The following is a 12,737-nucleotide window of genomic DNA, read 5'->3' as shown; positions in this document are numbered from 1 at the left end:
GCCGCTTTGGCGATGTTAGCGACGAAAGCTCAGCGGCGCCGGGCGCGCGCCTGCCGCCAGAGCGTGTAAAGCCCCGACGCCACGATCACTGCGCCGCCCCAAAGCGTCGCCTGATCGACCGGTTCGGAAAACACCAGCCAGCCGATCACCAGCGCAAACAGAAGCCGCGTATAGCGGAACGGCGTGATCACCGAGACCTCACCGATCCGCATCGCCGCGATCAGCGCGTAATAGCCGCCCGTGCCGAACAGGATCGCCCCGCCGATCTGCGCCCAGTCCATCGCCGCCGGCGCCACGAACCCATTGCCGCGCAGCCACATCAGAAAGAAGCCCGCCGGCACCACCGAGGCAAAGCCATAGGTCGCAAGCTGCAGCGACGAGATGGTTTTCGGCACCCGCCGGGTAATCACGTCGCGCGCGGCCAGCCCGATCACCGCCGCCACCGCCAGCAGCGACAGCACCGAGAAGCCCTCGGTCCCCGGCCGGATCACGATCAGCACGCCGATGAAGCCCACCACGATCGCCGACCAGCGCCTCCAGCCGACCTGCTCGCCCAGAAACAGCGCCGCGCCCAGCGTCACCGCCAAAGGCGTCGCCTGCAAGATCGCCGAGGCCTGTGCCAAGGGCGTAAACGCGATCGCGCAGACAAAGGCCATGGTGCCGATCAGCTCGGTCAGGTTGCGCCCGATCACCGCGCCGCGCAGCAGGTCGCCCGAGATCAGCCGCTCGCGCCGGTAGATCGCGAGGCTCGCGTACAGCATCGCGCCGCCCGCGCCCAAAAGCGCCAGCACCTCGCCCACGGGCAGGCGCTCGGACAGCGATTTGACGAACATGTCCTCGAGCGCGAAGCCCGCCATCGCCAGAACCATCAAGAGGCTGCCGCGCACGTTTTCCATGGGTTTTCCTGATCAGGCGGTCAAATCCGAATGTCCCTCATGGCAAGGGCGCGGGGGCGCGGCAAGGGCGCGATTGTGCGCGCTACAATCGCCTAGATCAGCAGCCCGTCGAGATCGGCCCAGATCGGCAGGTGATCCGAGGCGCGCCGCGCGAGCGCACTGTCGAACACCCCCATCCGCTGTACCCGCGCCCGCCCGCAGGTCACCAGCCGGTCGAGCTTGCCGAAGGGGCGTCGCGCCGGATAGCTCGGCCCGGGCGTGTGGATATGAAATCCGGTCAGCGCCTCGAACCCATGGCGCGCGCGCCATTCGTTGAAATCTCCGATCGCCAGCGCCGGATGCGGGGCGGCCTCGGCCAGAACCTCGGCGATCCGCAGCCATTGCGCGCGCCGGTCCATCCGTCGTAGCCCCAGATGCGCCCCGATCAGCGTGAACGGCGTGCCCGAGACGGGCGCGACCCGCGCCACCAGCGCGCCGCGCGGCTCAAGGCCCGGCAGGTCAAGGCCCCGCGCCTCCAGCACCCGCAGCCCGCGCCGCACCAGCATCGTCTGCCCGTGCCAGCCGAGCGAATTCGGCCCCGTGCGCGGATGCGGCAGCGGGATGAAATCGCTTTCCTCCTCGATCAGCCGGGCGGGCAGGGCGGCCGGGCGCGCGCCCAGACGCAGGTCGACCTCTTGCAGCGCGATCACATCGGCTTGCAGCGCATTGATCACCGCCATCACCCGATGCGGGTCGCGCCGCCGGTCCGAGCCCACGCATTTATGCAGGTTGTAAGAGGCGATCCGGAGCATCTCAGGTCCCGCAGAAGGTCCGCGTCACCGCTTCGGACGCGAGCGGCGCGGCCTCATACCGGGCCAGCGCGGGGTCGGGGCGGTAGGGCTCGGCCAGCGCCGCCTGCAACTGCCTGAACGGGCCCATGTCGCCCGCAACCGCCGCCGCGATCATCTCTTCGATGCGGTGGTTTCGCGGGATGCGCACCGGGTTCGCCGCCGCCATCACCGCCTCGGGGTCGGCCTCTTGCGCCAGCCTTGTCCGCCAGCCCTCGGCCCATTGGTCGAAGGCCATCGGATCGGTGAATTCGTCGCGTGCCCACCCGGTAGAAAGTCCCCGGAAGCTGCGGGTGAAATCCGCGCGCTCGGTCGCCATGCGGTTCAACAGGCTCTCGATCAGCGGCAGATCCTCGGACCCGGCCGCCGCGATCCCGATCTTGCGCCCGAAACGATCGAGCCAGGCCGCCTGGAAGGCCGGCACGAAACTGTCGACCGCCTCGGTCGCAGCCTCGATCGCCGCCTCACCTTCGCCGATCAGCGGCAGGAGGCTCGAGGCCAGTTGCGCCAGGTTCCAGGCCGCGATCTGCGGCTGCGCGCCGTAGGCATAACGCCCGTGCCCGTCGATCGAGGAAAACACCTTGGCCGGATGGTAATGATCCATGAAGGCGCAGGGGCCATAGTCGATGGTCTCGCCCGAAACCGCCATGTTGTCGGTGTTCATCACGCCATGGATGAACCCGACCGAGAGCCACCCCGCCACCAGCCGCGCCTGCGCCGCCGCCACCGCCCGGATCAACCCCAAGGGCCCCTCGGCGCCCGGATAATGGCGCGCGATCACGTGATCCGTCAGGAGTTGCAGCGCCTCGGTGTCGCCGCGCGCCACAAAATACTGGAAGGTGCCGACGCGGATATGGCTCGCCGCCACCCGCACCAGGACCCCGCCCGGCCGCGCGAACCCGTCGCGCACCACCGCCGTGCCGGTCGCCACCGCCGCCAGCGCCCGCGTGGTTGGCAGGCCAAGCGCCGCCATTGCCTCGGACACGACATATTCGCGCAACACCGGCCCCAGCCAGGCCCGCCCGTCGCCCCGGCGCGAAAACGGCGTCTGGCCCGCGCCCTTCAGCTGGATGTCGAACCGCGCCCCGTCAGGCGCCACGACCTCGCCCAGCAACACCGCCCGCCCGTCGCCAAGCTGCGGCACCCAGCCGCCGAACTGATGTCCCGCATAGGCCTGTGCCAGCGGCTCGGCGCCTTCGGGCAGGGCCGCGCCCGACAACATCGCCAGCCCCTCGGGTCCGGCAAGCCAATCGGCATCGAGCCCCAGCCGCGCGGCAAGCCCGCGGTTCAGCGCCAGAAGCGCGGGCGCGGGCGGCACCTCGGGCGCCACGCGTTCAAAGAACCGCCCCGGCAGGCGGGCATAGGAATTGTCGAACCTCGGGGTCATCGCGTGCTCCTTTTCCAAGATATAGGGCGGCCCGCGCGCGCTCCCAATCCTTCACATTGCGACAAATATCCCGGGGGAGGCCGCAAGGCCGGGGGCAGCGCCCCCTCGGGGCTCAAAGCCGCGCGATCCGCTCGGTCAGGAGCGCATAGAACCCCTCGGCATCGACCGCGCCCATCACCATCGCATTCGCGGGCCGGTCGGTCACGCGCCACCAGTCGACCACGGTCATCCCCATCGTCAGCTCGGATCCGGTCTCGATCTCGACATTCACATGGCGGCCGGAAAACAGCCCCGGCTCCAGCAGATAGGCGATCACGCAGGGGTCGTGCAGCGGCGCGCCGTCCGATCCGTATTTCGCCATATCGAAACGCTCGTAGAAATCGGTCCAGCTCGCCACAGCATGGCCCGCGCGGGTGCCAAGCGCGCGAAACGCCTCGATCCGCGCCCGCGTGGTCAGTGCCTGATGCGTCACATCGAGCGGCATCATCGCGATCTGTGCTCCGGATTTCATCACAATATCAGCCGCTTGCGGGTCGACGTAAATGTTGAACTCGGCCGCGGGCGTGACATTGCCCACCTCGAAATAGGCGCCGCCCATGAGCACGATCTCCGCGACGCGCTCGACGATCTCGGGGGCGCGCTGAAACGCCATGGCGATATTGGTGAGCGGTCCCAAGGGGCAAAGCGTCACCGAACCCGCAGGCTCGGTGCGCAGGGTCTCGATGAGGAAATCGACCGCATGTCCGGGCGCCAGCGGCATCTGCGGATCGGGCAGGGCGATCCCGTCCAGCCCGGTCTTGCCATGCACATATTCGGCGGTGACCAGCGCGCGTTCGATCGGGCGCTCGCAGCCCGCGAACACCGGCAGATCGCTGCGCCCGGCCAGCTCGCAGACCTTGCGCGCGTTCAGTTGCGTCAGCGCCAGCGGCACGTTGCCCGCGACGCAGGTGATCCCCAGCACCTCCAGCTCGGGGCTGGCCAGCGCCAGCAGGATCGCGACCGCGTCGTCCTGCCCGGGGTCGGTGTCGATGATGATCTTGCGTGCCATGGGCGCCTCCTGTTCGCGGGCAGAGTGGCGCGCAGCCGCGGCGATGTCCAGCGCCGCGCTTTGCTGTTCGCATTCGGGAAAACCGGGGCTATACTCGCGCTCAAGACCCTGAAGTCTTGGCCGAAGACCGGGCAAACCGGCATTGCGCCAGAGGCAGACCCGACGAGCGGCATGAACGAGGCAGTGACCCATATCTTTCTGGCCAATGCGGCGATGCCGCGGCTCTGTTCCGCCTTCGCGCGGAGCCTGCCTGCGAATGCGCGGATCATCGCGCGCGCCGGGCTGGGGCCTGTGCTTGAGGCGCCCGCGCCGGGCGGCGGGGTGCTTGTGGATCACAGCCTGCTGGGCGCGCCGAAACAGGGCTGGGACAGCGGTTTTGCCGAGGTCGGCACGCGGGCCGAGGGGCTGGCCGCGCAGCTTGCCGGGCCGGTCGGGCGGCTCGTCGTGCCGCTGGCCAGCTATGAGGCGCTTTATCCTGCGCTTTGGCGCAGCTTGGCCGCCGAGCGGGTGATGCCCGCCTTCGACGCCTGCGCCCCCGCGCTGGCCGCCCGCGCGCGCGGCTGGGTCGAGATCCTGCGCGAGATCGTTCTGGCCTTGCGCCCGGCCGAGTTGATCCTTTTGCCCGCGCCGCGCGATCAGGCCGAGCTGGGGCAGGCGCTTTTGCCCGGTCTGGCCCTGCGTCAGGCGCCGTTGCGCGGCGCGCAACTGCCCGATACCGCCTTGGCGATGGTGCAACGGCTGCACGGCCAGGGGCTGCGTCCGCCGCGGCGCCAGATGGGGCGGCTCTTGCAGTTTCACGCGCGCCTGCCGCAGCCCGCGCCGATTGCGGGGTTCTCGGGGCTCGACGCGGCCCGCCTGCGGCTGCGTTTCGAGGCCGAGCTGCAGCGCCTCGCGCGCCATCCGCGGGTGCGGATCGGCGCCGCGCAAGACCCCGCGCGTCTCGCCGCCGAATAACGCCTGAACAAAAATGGCCCCGGATTGCTCCGGGGCCGTGACGTCTGGGCGCGGGACGCGGGCTCAGCCGTCGAAATTCACCTCTTCGATCAGCTTCAGCGCGGCGGGGCGCAGATTGGCGATCTCGACGAGGCTCAGCGCGTCGGCGGTGAACTCGCCCCAGCTTGCCACCAGTTCGGAGCGTTTCACGCCCTCTTTCACCGGGAATTCGTGGTTGGTTTCGGCATAGATTTCCTGCGCGTGATCCGAGGCGAGGAATTCCATCAGCTTCAGCGCCTCGTCATGGTTCGGCGCGGCCTTGGTCATCGCGATGCCCGAGATGTTCACATGCGTGCCGTCGCCCTCAAAGGTCGGGAAGGTGATATTCACCGAATTCGCCCAGTCGATCTGTTCCGGGTCGGCCACCATCTGGCCCATGTAATAGGTGTTGCCGAGGCTGATGTCGCATTCGCCCGACCAGATCGACTTGACCTGGCTACGGTCGTTGCCTTCGGGCTTCTTGGCGAGGTTGGCCTTCACGCCTTCGAGCCAGCCGCGGGTCGCCTCTTCGCCGTGATGGCCGAGATAGGCGGCGGTCAGCGCGACGTTGTAATCCGAGGTGAAGGAGCGGGTGCAGATGCGGCCTTTCCACTTCGGATCGGCGAGGTCTTCGTAGGTGGTCACTTCGCCCTCGGCCACGCGCTCTTTCGAGGCATAGACGATGCGCGCGCGCGAGGTCAGGCCGAACCACTGGCCTTCGGCATCGCGCATCGCTGCCGGGATCGCGGCGTTCAGGACATCGGAGGCGACCGGCTGGGTCACGCCCGCCTCGACCAGTTGCAGCAGCCGCGCGATATCGACCGTCATCACCAGATCGGCGGGCGAGCGCGAGCCCTCGGCCACGAGGCGCTCGACCATGCCCTTGTCGACGAAGGCCACGTTGACGGCGATGCCGGTCTCGGCGGTGAAGGCGTCAAACAGCGGCTGCACCAGTTCGGGCTGGCGGTGCGAATAGACGTTCACATCGGCAAGCGCCGGGGTGGCGGCGAGGGCGGTCAGAAGAAGGGCTGCGCGTTTCATTTGCGACTCCTTTGGTCAGGTATTGGCGCCTTTCTACTGTCGCAGGAGGGCTCGGTCAATACCTGAGTGGAGTAATCGGAAATAAAGTGCCGACCCCGCGCGCGGCGCCTCAGGCCGCCTCAAGCGCCGCGACGATCGCGCCGAAATCCGCGGCTTTCAGGCTCGCGCCGCCGACCAGCGCGCCATCGACATTCGAGGTCGCAAAGATTTCGGACGCGTTCGAGGGCTTGACCGAACCGCCATAGAGCAGGCGCATCGTCGCGCCCTCGGCGCCAAAGCGCGCGACAAGCCGGTCGCGCAGGAAATCATGGACCTCGGCGATCTGGTCGAGGCTCGGGATGCGGCCGGTGCCGATCGCCCAGACCGGCTCGTAGGCGATGACGCACGTGGCGCCGGTCAGCCCCTCGGGCAGCGAGCCCTCTAGCTGCGCGCCGATCACCGCCAGAGTCTCGCCGGCGTCGCGCTGGGTCTCGGTCTCGCCAAGGCAGATCACCGCGACCAGCCCGGCGGCCAGCGCGGCCTCGGTCTTGGCGCGCACCACCGCGTCGGTCTCGCCATGATCGGCGCGACGCTCGGAATGGCCGAGGATCACGTGGCTCGCGCCCGCGTCCTTCAGCATCTGCGCCGAGATATCGCCGGTATGTGCGCCCGATTGCGCCGCGTGGCAGTCCTGACCGCCCACCGCGATCCGCCCCGCCGCCGTCATCGCCATCGCCGCAACCAGCGTCGCGGGCGGGCAGAGCAGCACCTCGCAGCCCGACGCGGGCCGATCTGTCAGCAGCGCCGCGACCTCACGCAGATCCGCCTTGAGGCCATTCATCTTCCAGTTCCCTGCGGCCAGCTTGCGACGCATGGAGTCCCTCCCGTTCTTATTGGCCCCAAAGGGCGGGCGCGTTCAGCCCGCCTCGGGCATATCCTTGAATTTGACGGATTCACCGCAGCCGCAGCTTTCGGTCACGTTCGGATTGCGGAAGGTAAAGCCGCTTTCCAGAAGCCCGGTCTGATAGTCGATCTCGGTGCCGATCAGGAACATCTGCGCCAGGGGCGCGATCAGCACGCGCGCCGGGCCATCCTCGACGACGATATCGGCGGGGCCGGCCTCTTGCGCGATCTCCATCGTGTATTCCATGCCCGCACAGCCGCCTTTCTTGACGCCGATGCGGAAGCCCGCGGCGCTTTCACGCTCCATCAGCCGCGCGATCTGCGCGATGGCGGCGGGGGTCAGGGTGACGGGCGGTTTGTCGGAAGGCAGAAACATGGCGGCCTCACATGAACCCAAGCTCGAGCCGCGCCTCGTCGGACATCATGTCCATGCCCCAAGGCGGATCGAAGACCATCTCGACATTCACCTCTTTCACGCCCTCGACGCATTCGACGGCATTCTGCACCCAGCCCGGCATCTCGCCGGCGACGGGGCAACCCGGCGCGGTCAGGGTCATGATGATCGAGACCTCGTTTTCCGGGTTGATGTCGATCGTGTAGATCAGCCCGAGGTCATAGATATTCACCGGAATTTCCGGGTCGAAGACCGAACGGCAGGCCTCGACCACGGACTCGTGGAGCGGATGATCGGTGCTGGAAGGCTGGATCAGCGGCGCGCCTTCAAGCGGCGGGGTGGCATCGGTCATCGGAATGGTCCTGTCTTGCGGGCGCAGAGGGCCCGGCGAATTGTCGAGTGAATATATAGGATTTCTCGGCGCAAGCGTAAAGGCCACCCGCTGCGCCAAATCGGCGCGAGGAAAAGTCGGGCAGGGCGGAGGCAAAGGCCACCATTGCGGGGCATATTTCGGACTTCGGATTGAAGAGGTTTCGGGATTACTCTTGCGTCATTGATCCGGAGATTCTTCATGAGCATTCTCGACTATTTCTTTCGAACCGTCCCGCAACTGGAAGACCCCGCACCGAGTTTCAAGAGGCCTGCCAAAGTCGTCGTTCCACCCGGTTCCGTGCTCGATCCGGAGCCTGACGATGCCGGCGCGCCCGTCGAGATTTGTCGTCGCTATTACATCGAGCCGTTTTTCCTGATGATCGACTACACCGATGCCCAGGGTAACCCTTCGTGTCGGCGTGTGACGATGCGGGTGATCGAGGAGCGCCACGGACTTTACTACCTGCAGGCCTTTTGTCACGAGCGTCAGGCCATGCGTAGCTTTCGTGTGGACCGGATTTCCGACATCATCAGCCAAGACGGAGAGGTCGAGCCCGCGGCTCCCTGGTTTGATGAAATCCTCGCGAGCGCCGAGGTCGAAGAATTCGACGATTCCGCCAGAAAGCCTGCGCGCCGCGCTCCGCGTCAGCCCTATACCATATTGCGCCAGCATGTGGCGCAGGCGCTGACGCTTCCGGTGGCGGCAGCGCGTTCGGATGATTTCCTGCACCCGGCCGAGATCGAGCAGATCCTGCTTTATTGCGAGGATGAGGCCTGCGACTTGCGGGATCAGGGGCAGCTAGATGGGCTGGACGCCGGGATTTTCGACAAGATAGAGCGAACCGTCCGCCGTCTTCGTCCGACCCGCGATGATGTGGCGGAGGCCTTCGAGGCTGTCTCTGGCTGGGAGCAGGCGCGGGTGGAACGACTGGCAAAATCTCTCGCGCGCACGGTTCGGGCGGATGGTCGGGTCGATGCGCTGGAACGGGATCTCATGGCCGAGTTGCGCGAGGTCGGTGCGCGGCAATTCGGATTTGGCTGGAATAGCTAGTGTCCCCGACGCCAGCGGATCGCGCTTGACGGAGGGGCCGGTTCCGGCCAAACCCGGGGCCATCATGTTGCCAGCCGATAAACTCGATCAGATCCTGCAGCGCTTCGGTTTCCTTGAGGCGCAGCTTGCCGCCGGGGCGGACCCTTCGGCGATTGCGCGGATTTCGCGCGAATATTCCGAGCTGAAGCCCGTCGTCGCGGAAATCGAGGCCTTCCGTCAGGCCGAAGCTGATCTGGCCGAGGCCGAGGGCTGGCTGAAGGACCCCGAGATGCGCGCGCTGGCCGAGGAAGAGCTGCCGGTTCTGCGTGCGCGCCTGCCCGAGATGGAGGCGCGGCTCAGGCTTGCGCTTTTGCCGAAGGACGCGGCCGATGCGCGCCCGGCGATCCTCGAAATCCGGCCCGGGACCGGCGGCGAGGAAGCGGCGCTGTTCGCGGGCGACCTGTTGCGCATGTATCAGCGCTATGCCGACCGCAAGGGCTGGCGCCTTGAGCTGATGGAGCTGGCGCAGACCGAGCTGGGCGGGATCAAGGAAGCGGTCGCACGGATCGAGGGCGAGGGGGTGTTTGCGCGGCTCAAGTTCGAATCGGGCGTCCACCGCGTGCAGCGCGTGCCTGAAACCGAAGCGGGCGGGCGCATCCATACCTCCGCCGCGACCGTCGCGGTTCTGCCTGAGGCCGAAGAGGTCGATATCGACATTCCCGCCGCCGACATCCGCATCGACACGATGCGCAGCTCGGGCGCGGGCGGGCAGCACGTGAACACCACCGACTCGGCGGTGCGCATCACCCACCTGCCCAGCGGCATCGTGGTGACGAGCTCCGAGAAGTCGCAGCACCAGAACCGCGCCAATGCGATGGCCGTTCTGCGCGCGCGGCTCTACGAGCTGGAACGCGACCGCGCCGCCAAGGAGCGCGCCGACAGCCGCAAGGCGCAGGTGGGCTCGGGCGATCGCTCGGAGCGGATCCGCACCTATAATTTCCCGCAGGGCCGGATGACCGACCACCGCATCAACCTGACGCTTTACGCGCTCGGTCAGATCATGGAGGGCGATCTCGACCCGGTGATCGACCCGCTGATCGCCGAGGATCAGGCCGCGAAACTGGCGGAGATGGAGGGATGAGCGCGCAGGCCGCGCTGGTCGCGGGTACGCGCCGTCTGGCCGCGGCCGGGATCGAAGGCGCGCCCGCCGATGCCCGCAGGCTTCTGGCCCATGCGCTTGGTGTTGCACCCGACCGCCTCACGCTGGTGCTGCAAGATGCGATGTCTGATGCGGCGCAGGCCGCTTTCGACGCCGCGATCGAGGCCCGCCTCGCGCGCCGCCCTGTCTCGCAGATCGTGGGCGAGCGGATGTTCTGGGGCCGCGCCTTCAAGGTCACGCAAGACACGCTCGACCCGCGCCCCGAGACCGAGATCCTCGTCGCCGCCGCGCTGGAAAAGCCTTTCGTTAAGGTGATCGACCTGGGCACGGGCACCGGCTGCATCCTGATCTCGCTGCTGAAATCCATGAATTTCGCGGCGGGGCTGGGGGTAGACCTCTCGCCCGCAGCCCTCGCGGTCGCGCGCGAAAATGCCGAGCGCCATGGCCTTGGCAACCGCGTGCGGTTTCAACAGGGTAACTGGTTTGCGGGCGTCGAGGGGCGGTTTGACCTGATCGTCTCGAACCCGCCCTATATCGGGGCGGATGAGATGGCCGGGCTTTCGCCCGAGGTCCACGACTGGGAGCCGCATCTGGCGCTGACGCCGGGCGGCGACGGGCTCGATGCCTATCGCGCGATCGCGCGCGGCGCGGGGAGCCGGCTGATGCCGGGCGGGCGGATCTTGCTGGAAATCGGGCCGACGCAGGGGGCTGCGGTCGCGGCGCTGCTGGCCGCACAAGGCTTTGAACGTATCGCGATCCGACCCGATCTCGATGGCCGCGACCGCGTGGTCGAGGGCTGGAAGCCCGTGGATGAAATCGGCTGCGGCTGCGCCTGATTGGCAGGCATCGGCGAGATTTCAGCCTGTTTCTTCAAGATCCCGGCGGATTTGCGCGAAAATCCGCAGCGAAAACGCCACAGCCGTGTTTTTCCGCCTTGTCACCCGCAGCGCAACATGGTTATTCGAATGCAGCGCAGGGCGGAAGTTCGCTCCCCCGCGCGGCTCAGCTTTACATAGCCGGCCCGGATCTGATGCCAAGGCATCGCCCTCCCGGACAGGTCACCGCACAGGCCTTGCAGCCAGACCCATCGCGCCCAGAGCGCATTACGAACGAAAGCTCATGAGATCTTCGAAATCCCGTTCGCGTAACAAGTCGAACCGTCAGCGTTCGATCGGCAATATCGTCAACCGCGTCTTCGATTCCAACGGACCCGAGGGCAAGGTGCGCGGCACGCCGCAGCAGATCATCGACAAATATCTCGCGCTGGCCCGCGACGCGCAGCTTTCGAATGACCGCGTGGCCGAGCAGAACTTCCTCCAGCACGCCGAGCATTACACCCGTATGCTGGGCGAGGCGCAGCGCGAGCTTGCGCGCGAGCAGGAAGAGCGTCAGCGCCAGAACCAGCAAAATCATCAGAACAACGGCCAGAACGGCGGGCGTGATCGCGGCGAGAGCCGGAACGACGATCGCCCCGAGGCCGAGGCCCGCGCGCCCTTGCCCGAAGTGTCGGGGGACGACGATGCCGCCTCGACGCTGGTCGAGACGCCCGAAAGCCGCGACAGTGCCGAAGAGGCTCCGAGCGAGCCGCAAGACAAACCCAAGCGCGAGAAAACCCCGCGCACCCGTCGCGGTCCGCGCAAGCCCAAGGGCGAGGCGCAAGCCGATGGCACGGGCACTGACGCACCGGCCCCCGAGGCGCCCGCCGAGAGCGAGTGATCCGGCCCCGAAACAACAAAAGCCGCGCCCCAGAGCGCGGCTTTTTCGTTTGTTCGGCGCGGGTGCTCAGCCCCGCGCGACCAGCCGCGCCAGTGTGCAGAATTGCTCCAGGCTGACCCGTTCGGCGCGTTCGGTGGGCGCAATACCCGCCTCTTCCAGCAGCGCCTCGATCCGCGGATGCACGCCTTTCAGCGACGCGCGCAGCATCTTGCGGCGCTTGTTGAAACCCGCCGCCACGACCCGCTCAAGCACCTTGGCATCGGCCGGAAAGCGCGGCTCGGGCAGGGCGGTCAGATGCACCACTGCCGAATGCACCTTGGGCGCGGGCTGGAAGGCCTCGGGCGGCAGATACATCACGATCCGCGCATCGCAGCGCCATTGCACCAGAATCGCCAGCCGTCCGTAATGGTTGTCGCCCACTTTCGCGGTAATCCGCTGGGCGACCTCTTTCTGGAACATCAGCGTCAGGCTCTGCCAGAACGGCGGCCATTCCGGCGGCGTCAGCCAGCGCACCAGCAACTCGGTGCCCACGTTATAGGGCAGGTTCGCCGCGATCCGGATTGGCGGCGTCAGATGCGCCGAGACATCCACCTCCAGCGCATCGCCATTGATCACCTCAAGCCGCCCCGGATAATGCGCCGCGATCTCGGCCAGCGCCGGCAAGCAGCGCGCGTCCTTCTCAACCGCCAACACCCTGCGCGCGCCCTCGGCCAGCAGCCCGCGCGTCAGCCCGCCGGGGCCGGGCCCCACTTCAAGCACATCGCAATTGCGCAGATCGCCCGCCGCGCGCGCGATCTTGGCGGTCAGGTTCAGGTCCAGCAGAAAGTTCTGCCCGAGGCTCTTTTTCGCCACCAGATCATGGGTCTGGATCACCTCGCGCAGGGGCGGAAGCCCGTCGATCGCCGCCATTCTCGCCGCCTCCTTCACGTTGCCGCAAATATCCTCGGGGGTCCGGGGGCAGACAGCCCCCGGCCTGCCCTCGGGATATGTGACACGGCTCGAAAGGGCAAGCG

14 protein-coding genes are annotated in these 12,737 nt (G+C 67.4%); 5 read left to right on the top strand and 9 right to left on the bottom strand.

Going from position 1 to position 12,737, the window contains the following annotated elements; translation table 11 throughout:
• Window positions 1-29: 29 nt before the first annotated feature.
• From CLN94_RS11875 to CLN94_RS11860, 4 genes are all read right to left on the bottom strand, one after another.
• A complete protein-coding gene (locus CLN94_RS11875) occupies window positions 30-896 on the bottom strand; it encodes a DMT family transporter (RefSeq protein WP_096434167.1) in 867 nt (288 codons plus the stop codon).
• 92 nt (window positions 897-988) lie between these two features.
• Window positions 989-1,687 carry an endonuclease/exonuclease/phosphatase family protein gene (locus CLN94_RS11870; protein WP_096434166.1) on the bottom strand — a complete coding sequence of 233 codons (699 nt, stop codon included), beginning with the start codon at window positions 1,685-1,687 and terminating at the stop codon, window positions 989-991.
• 1 nt (window position 1,688) lies between these two features.
• A complete protein-coding gene (locus tag CLN94_RS11865) occupies window positions 1,689-3,110 on the bottom strand; it encodes a protein adenylyltransferase SelO (RefSeq protein ID WP_096434165.1) in 1,422 nt (473 codons plus the stop codon).
• A 112-nt stretch (window positions 3,111-3,222) separates the two neighbouring features.
• A complete protein-coding gene (locus CLN94_RS11860) occupies window positions 3,223-4,158 on the bottom strand; it encodes a nucleoside hydrolase (RefSeq protein WP_096434164.1) in 936 nt (311 codons plus the stop codon).
• Window positions 4,159-4,329: 171 nt separating this feature from the next.
• Between CLN94_RS11860 and CLN94_RS11855 the strand changes: the two genes are divergently transcribed.
• Window positions 4,330-5,112, top strand: a complete 783-nt coding sequence (locus tag CLN94_RS11855) for a hypothetical protein (protein ID WP_143598922.1) — start codon at window positions 4,330-4,332, stop codon at window positions 5,110-5,112.
• A 63-nt stretch (window positions 5,113-5,175) separates the two neighbouring features.
• Here the strand turns inward: CLN94_RS11855 and CLN94_RS11850 are convergent, their stop codons facing one another.
• The 4 genes from CLN94_RS11850 to CLN94_RS11835 form a co-directional block, all read right to left on the bottom strand.
• The gene (locus tag CLN94_RS11850; RefSeq protein WP_096434162.1) at window positions 5,176-6,171 is read right to left on the bottom strand and encodes a Fe(3+) ABC transporter substrate-binding protein; all 996 of its coding nucleotides are present in this window, start codon (window positions 6,169-6,171) and stop codon (window positions 5,176-5,178) included.
• A 109-nt stretch (window positions 6,172-6,280) separates the two neighbouring features.
• Window positions 6,281-7,024 (bottom strand): triose-phosphate isomerase, encoded by a 744-nt coding sequence (gene tpiA / locus CLN94_RS11845; protein WP_096434161.1) that lies wholly within the window; start codon window positions 7,022-7,024, stop codon window positions 6,281-6,283.
• A gap of 42 nt (window positions 7,025-7,066) precedes the next feature.
• A complete protein-coding gene (locus CLN94_RS11840; protein WP_096434160.1) occupies window positions 7,067-7,429 on the bottom strand; it encodes a HesB/IscA family protein in 363 nt (120 codons plus the stop codon).
• A 7-nt stretch (window positions 7,430-7,436) separates the two neighbouring features.
• The gene (locus CLN94_RS11835; RefSeq protein WP_096434159.1) at window positions 7,437-7,799 is read right to left on the bottom strand and encodes an SUF system Fe-S cluster assembly protein; all 363 of its coding nucleotides are present in this window, start codon (window positions 7,797-7,799) and stop codon (window positions 7,437-7,439) included.
• A gap of 219 nt (window positions 7,800-8,018) precedes the next feature.
• On the opposite strand from CLN94_RS11835, the gene CLN94_RS11830 reads away from it, so the two are divergent.
• The 4 genes from CLN94_RS11830 to CLN94_RS11815 all read left to right on the top strand — a co-directional run bounded on the left by CLN94_RS11830 (window position 8,019) and on the right by CLN94_RS11815 (window position 11,724).
• Entirely contained in the window at window positions 8,019-8,870 is an 852-nt protein-coding gene (locus tag CLN94_RS11830; protein WP_143598921.1) for a WYL domain-containing protein, read from the top strand.
• A 64-nt stretch (window positions 8,871-8,934) separates the two neighbouring features.
• A complete protein-coding gene (prfA, locus tag CLN94_RS11825; protein WP_096434157.1) occupies window positions 8,935-9,990 on the top strand; it encodes a peptide chain release factor 1 in 1,056 nt (351 codons plus the stop codon).
• Window positions 9,987-10,844: a peptide chain release factor N(5)-glutamine methyltransferase gene (gene prmC / locus CLN94_RS11820; RefSeq protein ID WP_096434156.1), complete on the top strand. Its 858-nt coding sequence runs from the start codon at window positions 9,987-9,989 to the stop codon at window positions 10,842-10,844. The genes prfA and prmC overlap by 4 nt, the downstream gene beginning before the upstream one ends.
• Window positions 10,845-11,127: 283 nt before the next feature.
• The gene (locus CLN94_RS11815) at window positions 11,128-11,724 is read left to right on the top strand and encodes a DUF4167 domain-containing protein (RefSeq protein WP_096434155.1); all 597 of its coding nucleotides are present in this window, start codon (window positions 11,128-11,130) and stop codon (window positions 11,722-11,724) included.
• 66 nt (window positions 11,725-11,790) lie between these two features.
• On the opposite strand, the gene rsmA is transcribed toward CLN94_RS11815, so the two are convergent.
• The gene (rsmA, locus tag CLN94_RS11810; protein WP_096434154.1) at window positions 11,791-12,633 is read right to left on the bottom strand and encodes a 16S rRNA (adenine(1518)-N(6)/adenine(1519)-N(6))-dimethyltransferase RsmA; all 843 of its coding nucleotides are present in this window, start codon (window positions 12,631-12,633) and stop codon (window positions 11,791-11,793) included.
• Between the last annotated feature and the right edge of the window lie 104 nt (window positions 12,634-12,737).

Origin of the sequence: Pseudothioclava arenosa, assembly GCF_002358085.1 — a bacterium.
Taxonomy (GTDB): domain Bacteria; phylum Pseudomonadota; class Alphaproteobacteria; order Rhodobacterales; family Rhodobacteraceae; genus Pseudothioclava; species Pseudothioclava arenosa.
The sequence above is the reverse complement of the archived record's forward strand: the minus strand, read 5'-3'. Positions and strand labels throughout refer to the sequence as shown.

Excerpts from the sequence above, each read along its gene's own strand:
- CLN94_RS11875 (WP_096434167.1), bottom strand. The coding sequence starts at position 896 with ATGGAAAACGTGCGCGGCAGCCTCTTGATGGTTCTGGCGATGGCGGGC.
- CLN94_RS11870 (WP_096434166.1), bottom strand. The coding sequence starts at position 1,687 with ATGCTCCGGATCGCCTCTTACAACCTGCATAAATGCGTGGGCTCGGAC.
- CLN94_RS11865 (WP_096434165.1), bottom strand. The coding sequence starts at position 3,110 with ATGACCCCGAGGTTCGACAATTCCTATGCCCGCCTGCCGGGGCGGTTC.
- CLN94_RS11860 (WP_096434164.1), bottom strand. The coding sequence starts at position 4,158 with ATGGCACGCAAGATCATCATCGACACCGACCCCGGGCAGGACGACGCG.
- CLN94_RS11855 (WP_143598922.1), top strand. The coding sequence starts at position 4,330 with ATGAACGAGGCAGTGACCCATATCTTTCTGGCCAATGCGGCGATGCCG.
- CLN94_RS11850 (WP_096434162.1), bottom strand. The coding sequence starts at position 6,171 with ATGAAACGCGCAGCCCTTCTTCTGACCGCCCTCGCCGCCACCCCGGCG.
- tpiA (WP_096434161.1), bottom strand. The coding sequence starts at position 7,024 with ATGCGTCGCAAGCTGGCCGCAGGGAACTGGAAGATGAATGGCCTCAAG.
- CLN94_RS11840 (WP_096434160.1), bottom strand. The coding sequence starts at position 7,429 with ATGTTTCTGCCTTCCGACAAACCGCCCGTCACCCTGACCCCCGCCGCC.
- CLN94_RS11835 (WP_096434159.1), bottom strand. The coding sequence starts at position 7,799 with ATGACCGATGCCACCCCGCCGCTTGAAGGCGCGCCGCTGATCCAGCCT.
- CLN94_RS11830 (WP_143598921.1), top strand. The coding sequence starts at position 8,019 with ATGAGCATTCTCGACTATTTCTTTCGAACCGTCCCGCAACTGGAAGAC.
- prfA (WP_096434157.1), top strand. The coding sequence starts at position 8,935 with ATGTTGCCAGCCGATAAACTCGATCAGATCCTGCAGCGCTTCGGTTTC.
- prmC (WP_096434156.1), top strand. The coding sequence starts at position 9,987 with ATGAGCGCGCAGGCCGCGCTGGTCGCGGGTACGCGCCGTCTGGCCGCG.
- CLN94_RS11815 (WP_096434155.1), top strand. The coding sequence starts at position 11,128 with ATGAGATCTTCGAAATCCCGTTCGCGTAACAAGTCGAACCGTCAGCGT.
- rsmA (WP_096434154.1), bottom strand. The coding sequence starts at position 12,633 with ATGGCGGCGATCGACGGGCTTCCGCCCCTGCGCGAGGTGATCCAGACC.